This window comes from Pseudomonas sp. Bout1, from assembly GCF_034314165.1.
Classification (GTDB): Bacteria; Pseudomonadota; Gammaproteobacteria; order Pseudomonadales; family Pseudomonadaceae; genus Aquipseudomonas.
Map to the genome: position 1 here is coordinate 3,941,547 of NZ_JAVIWK010000001.1, position 14,575 is coordinate 3,956,121.

12 protein-coding genes and 3 pseudogenes are annotated in these 14,575 nt (G+C 60.5%); 7 read left to right on the plus strand and 8 right to left on the minus strand.

What is annotated here, in order from left to right; genetic code table 11:
- Window positions 1-106: 106 nt before the first annotated feature.
- The gene (locus RGV33_RS18400) at window positions 107-322 is read right to left on the minus strand and encodes a TOBE domain-containing protein (RefSeq protein WP_003217010.1); all 216 of its coding nucleotides are present in this window, start codon (window positions 320-322) and stop codon (window positions 107-109) included.
- Between the two features lie 413 nt (window positions 323-735).
- On the opposite strand from RGV33_RS18400, the gene RGV33_RS18405 reads away from it, so the two are divergent.
- From RGV33_RS18405 to RGV33_RS18420, 4 genes and pseudogenes are all read left to right on the plus strand, one after another.
- The gene (locus RGV33_RS18405) at window positions 736-1,707 is read left to right on the plus strand and encodes an aliphatic sulfonate ABC transporter substrate-binding protein (protein ID WP_322145508.1); all 972 of its coding nucleotides are present in this window, start codon (window positions 736-738) and stop codon (window positions 1,705-1,707) included.
- Window positions 1,708-1,717: 10 nt separating this feature from the next.
- Entirely contained in the window at window positions 1,718-2,551 is an 834-nt protein-coding gene (locus tag RGV33_RS18410) for an ABC transporter permease (protein ID WP_322145509.1), read from the plus strand.
- A gap of 2 nt (window positions 2,552-2,553) precedes the next feature.
- A complete protein-coding gene (locus RGV33_RS18415) occupies window positions 2,554-3,267 on the plus strand; it encodes an ABC transporter ATP-binding protein (RefSeq protein WP_322145510.1) in 714 nt (237 codons plus the stop codon).
- A gap of 77 nt (window positions 3,268-3,344) precedes the next feature.
- Window positions 3,345-3,490, plus strand: a pseudogene (locus tag RGV33_RS18420) (thiol:disulfide interchange protein DsbG); the annotation flags it as partial.
- A gap of 60 nt (window positions 3,491-3,550) precedes the next feature.
- Here RGV33_RS18420 and RGV33_RS18425 read toward each other — a convergent pair.
- The 7 genes and pseudogenes from RGV33_RS18425 to RGV33_RS18455 all read right to left on the minus strand — a co-directional run bounded on the left by RGV33_RS18425 (window position 3,551) and on the right by RGV33_RS18455 (window position 10,633).
- Entirely contained in the window at window positions 3,551-6,244 is a 2,694-nt protein-coding gene (locus tag RGV33_RS18425; protein ID WP_322145511.1) for a hypothetical protein, read from the minus strand.
- A gap of 197 nt (window positions 6,245-6,441) precedes the next feature.
- Window positions 6,442-6,899: pseudogene (locus RGV33_RS34295) on the minus strand (hypothetical protein); the annotation flags it as partial.
- Window positions 6,877-7,188, minus strand: a pseudogene (locus RGV33_RS18435) (hypothetical protein); the annotation flags it as partial. The pseudogenes RGV33_RS34295 and RGV33_RS18435, both read right to left, overlap by 23 nt.
- Window positions 7,189-7,352: 164 nt before the next feature.
- Window positions 7,353-8,288, minus strand: a complete 936-nt coding sequence (locus RGV33_RS18440) for a FecR domain-containing protein (RefSeq protein ID WP_322145513.1) — start codon at window positions 8,286-8,288, stop codon at window positions 7,353-7,355.
- On the minus strand, window positions 8,285-8,803 hold the full coding sequence (locus tag RGV33_RS18445) for a sigma-70 family RNA polymerase sigma factor (protein ID WP_322145514.1): 519 nt from the start codon (window positions 8,801-8,803) through the stop codon (window positions 8,285-8,287). The genes RGV33_RS18440 and RGV33_RS18445 overlap by 4 nt, the downstream gene beginning before the upstream one ends.
- 84 nt (window positions 8,804-8,887) lie before the next feature.
- Window positions 8,888-9,508, minus strand: coding sequence for an LpxA family transferase (locus RGV33_RS18450; RefSeq protein WP_322145515.1), 621 nt, complete (start codon window positions 9,506-9,508; stop codon window positions 8,888-8,890).
- 48 nt (window positions 9,509-9,556) lie between these two features.
- Complete coding sequence (locus RGV33_RS18455) at window positions 9,557-10,633, minus strand: sigma-54 dependent transcriptional regulator (protein ID WP_322145516.1); 1,077 nt, start codon at window positions 10,631-10,633, stop codon at window positions 9,557-9,559.
- Between the two features lie 402 nt (window positions 10,634-11,035).
- Between RGV33_RS18455 and RGV33_RS18460 the strand changes: the two genes are divergently transcribed.
- The 3 genes from RGV33_RS18460 to RGV33_RS18470 are packed head-to-tail and all read left to right on the plus strand — an operon-like array spanning window position 11,036 to window position 14,575.
- The gene (locus RGV33_RS18460; protein ID WP_322145517.1) at window positions 11,036-12,112 is read left to right on the plus strand and encodes an ABC transporter substrate-binding protein; all 1,077 of its coding nucleotides are present in this window, start codon (window positions 11,036-11,038) and stop codon (window positions 12,110-12,112) included.
- A 14-nt stretch (window positions 12,113-12,126) separates the two neighbouring features.
- Window positions 12,127-13,353, plus strand: coding sequence for an alpha/beta hydrolase (locus RGV33_RS18465; RefSeq protein ID WP_322145518.1), 1,227 nt, complete (start codon window positions 12,127-12,129; stop codon window positions 13,351-13,353).
- Window positions 13,354-13,366: 13 nt separating this feature from the next.
- Entirely contained in the window at window positions 13,367-14,575 is a 1,209-nt protein-coding gene (locus tag RGV33_RS18470; RefSeq protein WP_322145519.1) for an LLM class flavin-dependent oxidoreductase, read from the plus strand.

The following is a 14,575-nucleotide window of genomic DNA, read 5'->3' on the forward strand; positions in this document are numbered from 1 at the left end:
GGAGCTGGCTTGCCTGCGATAGCGGTGTATCAGCCGACAAATCGGTCGACAGACACTCAGTCATCGCAGGCAAGCCAGCTCCCACATTTGGATTGGGTTCACACCGTTACAGCTTGGCGATAGAGACTTCGGTCGACTTCACAAAGGCAATCACTTCACTGCCCACTTTCAATTCCAGGTCGCGCACCGAGCGCGTGGTAATCACCGACGTCACGATCCCCGACGCGGTTTGCACGTCGATCTCGGACACCACTTCGCCGATCAGGATTTCCTTGATCACGCCTTTGAACTGGTTGCGCACGTTGATCGCTTTAATGGTCATGTCGGCTTTCCTTTGGTCTGTTGGGTCAATCCGCACGAATGCGCAGGCACTCAAAGTGCCCTATTCATGAAAACAACAAAAGGAATATATAACTCTTTATTTATTCCATAAAAACATATGCAAGCTGTTGCACAGCCAACAGTGATTCAACAAAGTGCCCTTCTCCCCACTCCCAACCACTCCTCCGCGTAGCAGCTGTCGAGCCTAAGCGAGGCTGCGTCAGCGGTCTGCCTGACACACCGCGAACGCAGCCTCGCTTAGGCTCGACAGCTGCTACGTCAAGGTGTTGCCCTGCGCTGCAAAGATGCTGGCACAGAGACTGCATATTCCTATAACGCATGATGGAACATGCCATATGAATTTTCTGAATATAAGAAAAGCCTTCTCTTTCCCGCCTTGCCCGGAGCTGTTCCATGAAACCCTTCGTCAATACCTTGCTGGGCGCCTGCGCCCTCGCCCTCAGCCTGCAACCTGTGGCCCACGCGACAGAAACCGACCCGGCTGAAGTCCACCTCGACTACGCCTATTACTCCCCGGTGAGCCTGGTGCTCAAGCACTTCGGCTGGCTCGAAGAAGCGCTGCCGCAAACCAAGGTCGGCTGGGTGTTGAGCCAGGGCAGCAACCGCTCGCTGGAATACCTCAACAGCGGCGGCGTCGACTTCGCCTCCTCAGCCAGCCTGTCGGCGGTGTTGAGCCGGGCCAACGGCAGCCCGATCAAATCGGTGTATGTGTATAGCCGCGCCGAGTGGACCGCACTGGTGGTACGCAAGGACTCAACCTTCAAGAATGTGAGCGACCTCAAGGGCAAGAAAATCGCCGCCACCAAGGGCACCGACCCGTACTTGTTCACCCTGCGCAGCCTGCAGAAAGCCGGCCTGAGCAAGGACGATGTGGAACTGGTGCACCTGCAACACCCGGACGGCCGTACCGCCCTGGAAAAAGGTGATGTGGACGCCTGGGCCGGTCTTGATCCGCACATGGCGGCCAGTGAAATCCAGGCCGGTTCGCGCCTGTTGTACCGCAACAAGGACTTCAACAGCTACGGCGTGGTCAGCGTGACCGACACCTACGCCAAGGAGCATCCTCAGACCATCGCCAAGGTGCTCGGCGCCTATGAAAAAGCCCGCAACTGGGCGGTGAAGCACCCGGACGAATTCGCCAGGCTGCTGGCAGACGAATCCGGCCTGCCGCTGGACGTGGCCAAGCTGCAACTGTCCCGTACCGACTTGAGCAGCCCGTTACTCACCGCCCAGGACGTGGTGTCGTCCAAGGCCGCCGCGCCGATCCTGGTGTCTGAGGAACTGGTGCGCCGTGGGGTGAATGTGGACCAGGTGATTGACCAGTTGATCGACCCACGCTTCGGCCAGGCCTTGCCTCGTCCATAAGGGGAGCGTCATGAGCAGCAAAAGCGAAACCCTGCCGGTGAGCCTGGCACCCCCGATCACCGCCCAGCGCAGCGCCTGGCCACGGCGGCTCAAGGGCCTGGCGTTGCCGGTGCTGATCCTGGTGATCCTGGAGGTGGTGGTGCGCATCGGCTGGTTGCCGTCCTACCAGATGCCCGCACCCAGCGAGATCGCCGTGACCCTTACCGACCTCGCTGAAGGCGCACTGTGGAAACACATCAGCGCCAGCCTGTTGCGGGTACTGCTGGGGTTCACCATCGGCGCCAGCCTGGCCCTGGTGTTCGCCGCCTGGGTTGGCCTGAGCCGCGAGGCCGAGGCGTACCTGGAGCCGACTTTCGCCGGCCTGCGCTCGATCCCGAGCCTGGCTTGGGTACCCCTGTTGCTGTTGTGGCTGGGCATTGATGAAACCTCCAAGATCGTGCTGATTGCCATCGGCGCGTTCTTCCCGGTGTACCTCAACGGCGTCGCGGCGATTCGCGACATCGACCGCAAGCTGGTGGAAGTCGGGCAGATGTATGGCTTCAGCCGCACGCGCCTGGTGCGCCGCATCCTGTTGCCTGCCGCCCTGCCCGGCTTGTTCACCGGCTTGCGCAGCGGCCTGAGCCTGGCCTGGATGTTCCTGGTGGCAGCCGAGTTGATCGCCGCCACCAAGGGCCTGGGCTACCTGCTCAGCGATGGCCGGGAAACCTCACGACCCGATATTGTGCTGGCGGCGATCATCGTATTGGCCCTGCTGGGCAAGATCAGCGATGGCCTGTTGGCCGCGCTGGAAAAACGCTGCCTGGCTTGGCGCGACACCTTCAACGGCCAAGGCCCGGAGCATTGAGCATGAGTGAAGCGCTACTGGATATTCGCGTCGAGCGTAAAAACTTCGGCGCCACCACCGTGCTGACCAACGTCCATTTGGCCTTGCAGCCGCGGGAAGCGGTGAGTTTGCTGGGCCCCAGTGGCTGCGGCAAAAGCACCTTGCTGCGGATCGTCGCGGGTCTGGAAAAGGACTATCAGGGTGAACTGCTGCAAGGCGGTGGCGAGGTCGCGTTTGTGTTTCAAGAACCGCGCCTGATGCCGTGGCTGACGGTGGAGCAAAACATCGGCTTCAGCGATGACGACGGCTATGACAAGGCCTGGGTCGCGCAGTTGATTGACGAAGTGGGGCTGACCGGCTTCGGCCAGGCGTTGCCCAAGGCATTGTCTGGCGGGATGGCGCAACGGGTGGCGATTGCTCGCGGGCTGTATTCAAGGCCGCAGGTGTTGCTGCTGGACGAGCCGTTCAGCGCAGTGGATGCGTTTACCCGCATGAAGCTGCAGGACCTGCTGCTGCAATTGGCCAAACACCACGGGATCGCCCTGTTGCTGGTGACTCACGATGTGGACGAGGCGCTGTACCTGAGCGACCGGGTGCTGGTGATGGACAACCGGCCGAGCAGTATTCGCCAGGAACTGGCGGTGACGCTGGTGCATCCGCGGGATCGGCGGGATCCGCTGTTGGCGCGGCTCAAGGCACTGGCGTTGACTGAGTTGCAGCGGGCGCATGTGATCTGAAAGGCACGTGTTGGGGCTAAGTCAGGCTGGGGGCAGATCCGTTATTCAGGTGATGGCTTCGATGGGTTCTGCTCTTACAGCTCGACTCCAATATGAAGCTGATGGATGAACTGGAATTGTCGGCGACGCCGCGATTTTCTATCTGGATGACAAGGGCGGTTTGCAGCAACAGCAAGGGGCGCCTTCGCCGGATAAGCTGGTGAAGATTTTGGGGCCAAAATAAACAGGAAAAAGGCCTCCAAAATCGGAGGCCTTTTCTTTTATACGCCTCGGCCCAAGCCGATCACACCTCTTCCACGATAAGTAACGTCACTTCAAAGTCGTTGCCGGGCGCTATTCCCATTTGAAGGTTATCAACGCTGAGTCGCATCGTATGTGAAGTGGCAACGAACACGCCCTGAAGCAGTTGCCAGGCTGTACCCGGCTCTGTGACGGGAGTGACTTCAACCCCTTGAGCGACCAGCACCATCCGAGGTTTGTTGTTTACGCCACTGTTATCATGAACCCAGGCGCTGAACCTGTAACTACGCCCCGACTCAAGCTCGGTATACACCTTGTACAACTTCTCCCGCTGAGTGACCGGGTTTCTCGTGTTGGTGTAACCCCAATCAAACAAGTAATACATCGGTGTCGATTGCGGGCCTGCCCCATATTTCAGTTCAAGATCCCTCGGGTCCGTAGCACCCGCCCCTTTCTGCCAGTTGTTCCATCCCTTGTAATCGGGATCAAAGTCCGTCTCGTCTCTGAAGCGCTTGCCAAACTCCAGCTGCAATGTTGGAAACTCTATCGAATTAGATAAAGTGCCACCGATCTGCGTCGTCGCCTGGAATACGACGAGCAAGGAAGTTTCATTACGCAGTTTCTCCAACTCTTCGCGCTTGAGCACTCGGGACAGGCCATTTTCCACATCGATATCGGTAATCGGCTCGCCAATCATCACCCTGATGGTGTAGGCAGAATCATCATCCTTGGTACCGATACAGTCCATGTAACCAACCTGGCCCTCCAAAATGAACCACCATTTCTCCAAGGTGATATGCGCATCCCCGTTAAAGGTTCGCAGGTCCAGGATGCCTCCCTGGGTGGCCGGCGGTGTAGCCTCTGGCACTACCGGCGTGGGCAAACGCACCGGTACGCTGATCTGCAGGTTCAGATCTTCAGAAGTGGCGTGTTTGCACGCGCTGATTACGGTGTAGTTGATCGTAATCGTTTTGCCGCTGCCCTCAATCACTGCTTCACGCGGGATCTGGAAGTCGACGTACTTGGGATTGCTGGTGCCAGGTTTCGACGCCAGGGGCAGACAACTGCCGTCCGGTTGTTTCCAGCACACGCTGATGGTCTGACGCGGATTGATCCCCTCGTATGCCACCCGCACGGTCACCCCGTCACGACCGTTGTAGACTGTCAACTGTGACCCTACCGCTTCGCGCACGGTGGGTGCATCAAGCACCAAATCTTCCTGGACAATCCCCAATGTCAGTACCGGGAATTTCTTGGCGGAGGCCTTATCGGCCAAGCCATTGAAGTTCACCGCAAAATGCACTTCGAACTCGCTGCAATCCGCCAGCTTCTTCAGTTCGCTACGGGGCAAGGGAGTGTTGACGCCACTCCCCAGCCACTGCTCGGTCACAGGCTCCCCCTCCAAAACCTGGAAGCTGTAGGTGCTGCTGATTACATTCAACCAGCAGACTTGCCCCAACTCAATGTAAGGCCAAGTTATGACCGTGCAATCGGCGTCACCAGATAACGTATTAAGGTCCAGCGTGTTACCCGTAGCTTGCTCCACCTGTGGGGTGGGCAGCCCGGCGACATCGAGGATATTCACCACTCGCGGTGGAGATAGCCAAGGGCCGGTGCCACTGTGGGATACCGTATAGGTCAACGTAATGTTCTGCGCGAAATTGGCGCTGATCGCCGAAGGTGGCACCCAGAACTCCAGCGAGGTTTCGCCCGCTTGCACGGTACGGCAACCAATCGCTGGCGAACCCAGGCCAGGCGTGCCGGAAAACGTGGGGCAAACACGATCACCTGCATGTATACCCTCGTAGGTAATCAGCAAGTGTGCGCCGTTCAGGGTGTTGGTCGGGTTGACCACCCAACTGCCGTTGAACTCCGTCGACTCCTTAAGATGCGGCGGTGGCAAGCCCAGTGCAGGGTCAACCCGCAAAAGCGTAGTCGTGCGCAGGTGAAAATCCTGGGCATTGATAGGCAGCGGATTCTCATGAACGGGATCGTCCGGTGCAGGAAGTATCGGCGCTGTACCGTCCCAGATGACCCCCATATGGGTTGTCAGGGCTGAATAGTCTTCCCGCAACGACATCCAACCGCGAGCCAGCCTGAATTCGAACAGGTGGTCGGCATGTGCCTCGGCAGCGGTCACGACATGGTCATAGGCCACCCAGATAAACTGATACGGCACGATGTGCTGGTCACCGGCGACGGTGACAAATAACCGCTGATCGGCCTGGATCATTGGCCATGCCTTGATCTGGATGGTTTCGTCGCCCTGGAACTCGTACATGTTCAGCCACCATGTGCTCCATTCCAGCCTGGAATGCAGGAACACAGGCAATGACACGCGAAGATCGGCCTCCCGGACATCCTGAATTTCCAACTCCAGGACCAACGATTCCTGAGGTCGACCGGCCACCGTGGCGGTGTACCAGATCAGCACCGTATGCCCGATACACGTGCTTATACGTTGCCAGGGAATCGGGATCTCAACATTGCCGTCGGTTCTGCCGGGGACTTCAATCGGCTCAAACACTGGCTCTGCCTGGTCCTTGATTGCCCAATACAACGTGACGGGGGCAGCCTGCATGTTCTCGACTGTGATCATTGCAAGCGTGCCATCCTTGGCATCAAGGGGATAAAGCAAGCTGTTGTTGATTGCGTGTTGAATCTGCACATAGGGCAATTCGGGGCTGGCAGCCTCTGGAATTGCTACGGTGAGTTCAGAAAGCGTTTTTTTAACCACGACAAGAACTCCTGTTCAGCAAGAGATAACATTGCCCCCTCTATCGAGCAGGCCATGATTACCCGGTTATCTAACGCGCTGAACTGCAACCTTGCCTACTGTGAGAATTGACAGTTCTACCCCCGCAGGGGCATAACCCCGATCAACGGTAGCCAGCTCGATAGTGCATCAGTGCATCAGACGAGCACCTGACCGACTTAAAACCCCTCCAGCTCCGCCATCAAATCACTCAACCGATCCGCCTTTTCCACACTGATTTCATTCGCCGCAAGCCCCTCGATATACCCCGCCAATTCCTCCACCGTGCTGCACTCGAACATCGCCCAGCTCAAAGAAGTTGCCCTGCACACCCGCCCGCTCCACTTTCAGCACCTCGGCCCAAATCCCGGCCAACGTCTGCTCCAGCTCATTGCGTGGCGCCAGATAATCCTGGCTGTGCAACTGCCCAATCTCCAGCGCCGGCAAGGCCTTGCGGACTGCGACGGCGGGCCAAATCCCCTTCCGCACCTTGAGGCACCAACTCCAACGCACCATCCATCAGGTACAACCGGTTGTTGTCGGTCGGCGTGCCAGTCGGCAGGTAGGTGCTAAGGGTCGACGTCAGGTCGACACGGAAGAACGCCACGTCATCCGAGCATTCCGCCGGACCATAGGCGCACGCTGCACGGTTGATCGTCTTCGGGCAGCTTCACCCGCAACGCGATACTGTTGATAAACAGCCCGACCGTGCGCTGCATCTCCGGCATTTCTACCGGGCGACCGGCCACGGTGACGCCGAACAGCACGTCGCGCACATCCAGGCGGGTGTAGCAGTCGCCTACCACCATGCCGCCGCTGTGGCCGGCATGATCGCGCAGGAACGGCCGGTCGCTTGGAATCGGCGTGGTGCGCTCGAACCCTTGCAGGTTCTGTTGCCACCACTGGCGCGCCTCGGCGAGGTTCTGGAGTTACAGCCAGGCGAGAGTCAGCCGGTACACATCTTCGATGGCATTGGCCGGCACCGGCAGCGCGTCCAGTTGCCCTTGCGTGAGCTGCGCCAAGCTGTAAGAGCGAAACCCTAAGCCGCCGTGACCTAAATAACGGATATGTCCCCAGCTCACAGATCGCATCAGACAACCACTTTGCGCGGCACCAGCGTCACCCAATACCGCGTACGAAACTGCACCTCCAGCGCCATCGTCGACGCCAGCAGCGTAAGGATGCGATCAGTGTCGGCCAACTGAAAACTCCCGCTCACCCGCAGCGTTTCCAGGCTCGAATCCCAACGCATCACCCCTGGCCGATACCGCTCCAACTCCCGCAAAAAATCACCCAACAGCTGGTTCTGCGCAGTCAGCACACCGTCGCGCCAACCCAATTGCAACGCATCAAACACCACCGCAGCGCCCATCCCCGACGCCTGCAACCGTGCCTGCTGCCCACCCTGCAATGTCGCCACTTGCCCACGCAGGTCCTGCACCTGCACCGCGCCCTTCAACGCCGACACCAAACACCCGGAAGACAACTGCCGCACACACACTTCAGCCTGGCTGACGATCACCTGGCCATAACGCGTCTGCACCGTCAGCGCACCAGCCCCCGGCACCGTCAACGCCATCTCCCCTTCCACCAGCGTCACACGCCGCTGGGCCGTATCCACGTCCACCGCACTCGCGGTATTCAGTTGCAGGCTGCTGCCATCTACCAGCGGCACCCGCTTACGTTCGCCAGTGGCGGTGTGCAGGTCGGCGCGCCACACGTCGATAGGCAATTGCCGACTGAGCAACCACGCGGTTGGCAACAACGCGGCGACGCCCAAGGCACGCTTGAGTACTGCACGCCGTCCCGGTTGCGGACGATCGAGGCTGGCCATGGCCAACGCTGGCGGCAAGTCGGTAAACCGCTGGCGCAGCAATTGGGCTTTTTGCCAGATCTGCTCATGCTGGGGATGGCTGTCACGCCACTGCTGCAGGCGGGCATGATCACGTTCGGTGGCGCCGCCGGATTCCAGCAACGCCAGCCATTGCGCCGCTGCACGAGCCAGATCCGGCGCAGTACGGCTCACAGGTCCACCAGCAGGCAATGCTCATAGGCCTGGGCCATGTAGCGCTTGACCGTGCGCTGCGACACCTTGAGCCGCTCGGCAATCTCCCGATAGCCCAGGCCTTCCAACTGGCTCCAGAGAAACGCGCGGCGCACCACCGCCGGCAAACCGTCGAGCAATTCATCCAGGGCTTGCAGGGTTTCCAGCAATAACCAGCGCTGTTCCGGCGACGGTACGCAAGCCTCGGGCAAGTGCGTCAATGCGTTGAGATACGCCTGCTCCAGGCTGCGCCGCTGGTGAAAATTCACCAGCAAGCGCTTGCCCACCGTCACCAGGTAGGCCCGAGGTTCCTGCAATTGGGCAATCGGCTGGGCGCTGGCCAACACCCGCAAAAAGGTGTCCTGGCTCAGGTCGGCCGCATCCCAGGCGTTGCCCAAGCGGCGCCGCAACCAGCTTTCGAGCCAGCTGCGATGGTCGCGGTACAGGGTGTGAAGGCTAGGTTCAGCGAGGTGCGTCGGCACTACAGCATCATTCATGGCAAGTAACCTGCGCGGCGCGAGTCAGTCTCAAATGAGATTCATTCTATTTAATAACCCGCCGGCATACCACGTTCTTTTCGACTAACCGTTATCCACTTCTCCGTCGAACAGTTGGCCGCGCCCTACCACGCTTCCTGAACCGAGCACCGCACCCGGCGCCAACACGCCATTGGCGCCCACCCGGCACTGGTCCCCCAGCAATGCGCCGAACTTGTCGCAGCCGGTGCGCCGCAACTGCCCATCAATGCGCACCTGCACTTGCTTGTCGTCACGCTCGTTCCGGTAGTTGGCAACGATGCTCCCGGCTTCCAGGTTAACCCCGTGCCCCAGTACCGAATCGCCGACAAAGTTGAAGTGCGCCAGCTTGCTGCCGCTGAAAACAAAGGAGGTCTTAAGCTCTGCACCCGGCCCGAAGATGCAATATTCATCCACCCAGCACCCCCCGCGAAGGTAAGCCCCCGCGGCAATAAAACAATGGGCACCAATGATCAACGGCGCTTTTAAAACCGCCCCCACTTCGACAACGGCCGTGCGATGCACCGCAATCTCGTCGTGAATTTCATACTCATCATCAGACAGCCCCGCCAGCAATTGGCGAACCACGCCAGGCGCCTGGCCGACCAGCTCCCAAGGCGCAAGATCAGCCCAGGGTGCCAGCGGCGAACGAGAAAAATCAGCGATGTAATCGGCGAGTCGAATCAACGTCGAGCCCTCTACAGATCAGAGAAGCCCGAAACGCTAACACCCTCGTCACTGCCCGTCGAGCAGCACCGGTTTGCCCAACTCGCCGATCTTCTCCAGCCGCGCCCGCACGATATTGCGGCTGATATTCAGCAAACGCCCAGTCTGCAACTGGTTGCCATGGCAGTAACGATAAGCCGCACGGAAGATCGTCTCTTCGATGTGCTCATAAAGGTCTGCAATGTTCTGCTCGAACAACGCATTCAACGCCGCTTCCAGGCTCACCGGCCCAGCGATTGCAGGCGCCGCCTGGTGCGCCTCGTCTTGGCGAATGCCCGAAGAACGCATGTCCACCAGGTGCAGGTCCGGTGGCTGCACCAACTGATTGCGGCATACCAGCAAGGCATGGTGAATCGCGTTTTCCAGCTCGCGAATATTCCCCGGCCAACTGTGCTCCAGCAACTTGCGCTCGGCATCGATGCTCAATGAAGCGCGGTTGTAACCGAGCCGCTGGCAGTGTTCTTCCAGAAAAAATTCCGCCAGCGGCAGGATGTCACCCGGCCGCTCGCGCAGGGGCGGCAGGCGGATGGTGGCGACGTGCAGGCGGTAGAACAAATCCTCGCGAAAATGCCCGGCCACCACCGCGTCGGCAAGGTTCACGTTAGTGGCCGCCACCAGCCGCACGTTGATCGGAATCGGCGTGCGCGAGCCCAGGCGCACCACTTCGCGCTCCTGCAAAACCCGCAGCAGTTTGACCTGCATGTTCAACGGCAAGTCGCCGATCTCATCCAGGAACAGCGTGCCGCCGTTAGCGGCTTCAAACCAGCCGGCCTTGTGGGTGGTGGCGCCGGTGAACGCGCCTTTTTCGTGGCCGAACAACTCGCTTTCCACCAGGGTTTCGGCGAACGCGCCGCAGTTCACTGCAACAAAAGGCTCCCGGCCGCGACGGCTCAGGTGGTGGATATGCCGCGCGACCAACTCCTTGCCGGTGCCGGTCTCGCCGATGATCAACGTATTGGCTTCACTGGGGGCCAGGCGTTCGATACGCGCCAGCAGTTCCTGTGAGCGCGGGTCCTTGAAGACCAGCACGGTGGCGCGCACCGACTTGGTCAATTCACGTGCGTTGGGGTGGGTGATCAGCGACATGGTGCATTCCTGGCAGTAAAAGCGCCTGTCAATAGTGCATGAAGTTTTCTATACCATTTAATTATTAATTAATATTTATATATTCCATAAAAGAATATACCAACACATCACCCCCCACCTGCTGCTGGAGCAGCAATCGGCCAGCACCTGCCTGTGTGCAGATCAACACCAAGCCGTTGCCAGCCAGTACTTAGAAAACCCGCAAAGCCACGTTCTACAAGGCGCGCAGCGCGTTTTTCGGCTGATGGCATGCAATCTGCTCTCTCCCTCTCAACGCCACCTCCCCTGTAGGAGCTGGCTTGCCAGCGATGAGGCCCTCAAGCCTTGCACCGGCCAAACGGCCGCCTTCGCCGGCAAGCCAGCGCCTACAGGGCGTCGCGATCACTTAGCAGGGAGATTCCAATGAAAAGTTTCTGGCGCAACAACATCGCCACCGTGTTCGGTGTGCTGATCAGCACCGGCGTGCTGGCCGAACCGACGCCACCGGCGTCGGTAAAAATCGCCATCGTCGCCTACACCCAGGGCGGAAAACCGGTGTTCGGCGGCATCGCCGGGCGCGTTATCGAAGACGGCTGGCTCCAAGCGCAACTGCGTGAGCGCGGGGTCAAGCTGGAGTGGATCGCCCTGCCCCACGCCGGCGCCGGGCCGCAGATCAACGAAGGCTTCAGCAACAACAGCCTGGACTTCGCCGTACGCGGTGACTTGCCCTCGGTGATCGCCGGGGCCGGTGGCGTGCCGGGCAAGCTGATCGTGCCCGGAGGCAGCGGCAACAATATCTACCTCGTGGTGCCCGAAAACTCCACCGCGAAAACCATCGAGGACCTCAAAGGCAAACGCCTGGCGCTGCATCGCGGCCGACCATGGGAGTTCGCCTTCAGCAACTTCCTGGCCAGCAAGGGGCTGAAGCTCGACGACTTCAAGATCGCCAACCTCAACCCGCAGGTCGGCGCCGCCGCCGTGTCTGCCGGCAAGGTCGATGCCGCGGTGTTGCTCAACGAGGCCTATGCCCTGCAAGACAAGGGCGTGGGCAAGATCATCTGGTCGACCAAGCAAGGCAGCAGCGACTGGCGGCTGGTTTCAGACCTGTGGGGCACCGAGACCTTCGTACAGCAGCACCCGGACATCACCCAACTGCTCGCCACCGCCTGGGTGAAAGCTGCGTGGTGGATTTCCCAGCCACAGAACCAGGACGCCTATTACCAACTGTCATCCCGCGCCGGCACCGCCGAAAGCGTGTTGCGCCGCGACGACCAGGACGACCCAGTGGCCTGGAAGGATCGCTGGGCGCCGAAAAGCGACCAGCAACTCAAGGCGCACTACCAGGCGCTCACCACTTACGCCCTGGCCAACCACCTGATTCGCGACACCTACGACATCGGCCCGTCACTGGCCACCGGTTTTACCAACCAGGCCCTGATCGACCTGAAACTCACCGACTACTGGCCGGCCCTGCGTGGCCAGGTCAGCACCAATCCGTAATAGGGAAATTGATAATGAAACTGCCGCACTCCTTTGCCTTTGGCCTTAGCGTCCTGGCCCTGTCCATGAGCGTGTTTGCTGCCGACGCTTACGCCCCCAAACCCGACCCGCTGCAAGGCGATGGCCGCGTCTCGGCGTTCTACACCTGGGAAAAAGCCATCCCGGCCGTTCCCGGCAAACTGCTGCGCAGCGAACCCCTGGACAGCACCCTGAGCCTGGCCAATGCCGCCAGCGCCCAGCGCATTCTGTACACCTCAACAGACGGCATCGATAACAAGACGCCGATTGTGGTGTCTGGCGCGCTGTTCCTGCCAAAAGGTACGCCGCCTGCCGGTGGTTGGCCGGTGGCGAGCTGGGGCCATGGCACCGTGGGCGTGGCGGACGTGTGTGCGCCGTCGTGGCAAGGTCGCTCGTATCGTGACGTGGCCTACCTCAATCGCTGGCTGGCCGAAGGTTTTGCCGTCGTCGCCACCGACTACCAAGGCTTGGGCGTGCCCGGCGGCCACCCATTGCTGAACAGCCGCATGGCGGCCTACGGGATTCTCGACGCCGCCAAGGCAGTGGTTGCCGATGTACCGGGGCTGGCCGACAAGGTGTTGATCGTCGGTCAGTCCCAAGGCGGTGCCGGCGCCTTCGCCGCAGCGGCCTATGCCGCTACCTACGCCCCCGACCTGGGGGTGAAAGGCAGCATCGGCACCGGCGTGATCTACACCCTCGACTATGCAAAGAACCCGAGCGAAGAAGTGCGCAACAAGGTCGATCCCACCCTGGCCTACGGCTTCTATACCCTGCTCGCCGCCCAACAATACGACCCAAGTATCAACCCGGCCGATTTCTACACCGACAAGGCCCTGCCGATTTTCGAGCAGGCCCGCACCAGTTGCCTGTTCGCCCTCGAAGGCGACGTCGAAGGCCTCGGCCTGAGCATCGCCAACACCAAGAAAGACTACAAAGGCAAGCAACTCGCCCCGTGGCTGGCGCAAGTGTCCTACCCGACACTGAAAACCTCGAAGCCGATCTTCATCGGCACCGGCGCCGAAGACACCACCCCCGCCGCCGCGACCCAGGTCAAACTGATGCAGGACGCCTGCAAGGCCGGCTCCATTGTCGAAGGCCACCTGTACAAAGGCCTGGGCCACAGCGCCACGGTCAACGCGTCACTCAAGGACTCGATCCCGTTTGCCCACAAGGTCATCAACGACCAGCCGATCACCCCGATCTGCGCCCCCACCGCGCAATAAGCAGGAGGCTTGCATGAGCATTGAATTCTTCACCCGCCTGCCCTTGCACGGCGAAACCCAGTTTTTGCCCGGCGACCCACGCAACCGTGGCGACTGGCATCGCGGCGGGCCCAGCACCGGCGCGGTGTCGGGCTTCAGTGTCGGTGATCACTTCACCTACATCGACTACCTCGGGCAAATCGCCAGGGCTGCGGAAATCAACGGTTTTGGCGGCGCACTGATGGTCAACGCGCCCACCGGCGAGGAGCCGTGGACCGTCTGCGCGCTGCTGGCCCGGGAAACCCGCACCCTGCAATTCGTCACCGCCTTCCAGCCTTACCACTACACCCCGTGGGTGGCGGTGCAACAGGCGGCGACCTACCAGCGGGCCACCGGCAACCGCCTGGTGTGGAACATCATCAACGGTGGCTCGGACGCGATCCAACGCCAAGTGGGCGACTTCAGCGACCACGATGAACGCTACGCACGCGCTACCGAATTCATGGACGTGGTCAAGGGCTTCTGGCACAACGAGTCCTTCCACTACGACGGCAAGTTCTACAAGGCCGACGGTGGCGGCCTGCGCGGGCCATTGAAGAAGGCCCAGTTGCCGCTGATCTGCACCGCCGGTTCGTCCATCCCCGCCCGGGAGTTTGCCGCCAAGCATGCCGACTTCTATCTTATGCGCGCCGAACACCCGGACGAGATCGCTGCCCTGATCGCCGACCTGCGCGAGCGCGCGTTGAAATGGGGCCGCACCGACATTCGCTTCGGCCTGTCGATTGACGTGATCACTCGGGAAACCGAAGAACTGGCCCGCACCGAAGCCAAACGCTTCTTCGACGAAGGCATCGCCCGAGGCGCGGTCAAGGCCGTGGCGGCCCACGCCGGGTTGCGTACGGCGCGCAAGCTCAGCTACGAGCACGGCTTCAGCGAAAAAACCGAGACCCAGGGCTTCGATGACTTCTTCATCCACCCCAATGTGTGGACCGGTTTTGGCTACATCGGTGTTCCGCCGGGTTGCGCGCTGGTGGGCAGCTACGAGAACGTGGTGGCGCGAATTCGCGAGTACAACAGCATCGGCATCGACCTGTTCTTCCTCGCCGGCTATCCGCACCTGGAAGAAGCCTACCGCCTCGGCGAGCACATCCTGCCGCACTTTCGCAGTGAACGCGGCGAACTGAGTCGTCCCCAGGAGCCGGTGCTGGAACTGCGCTCCGCCAACGGCCCGGCCGGAGTCTGA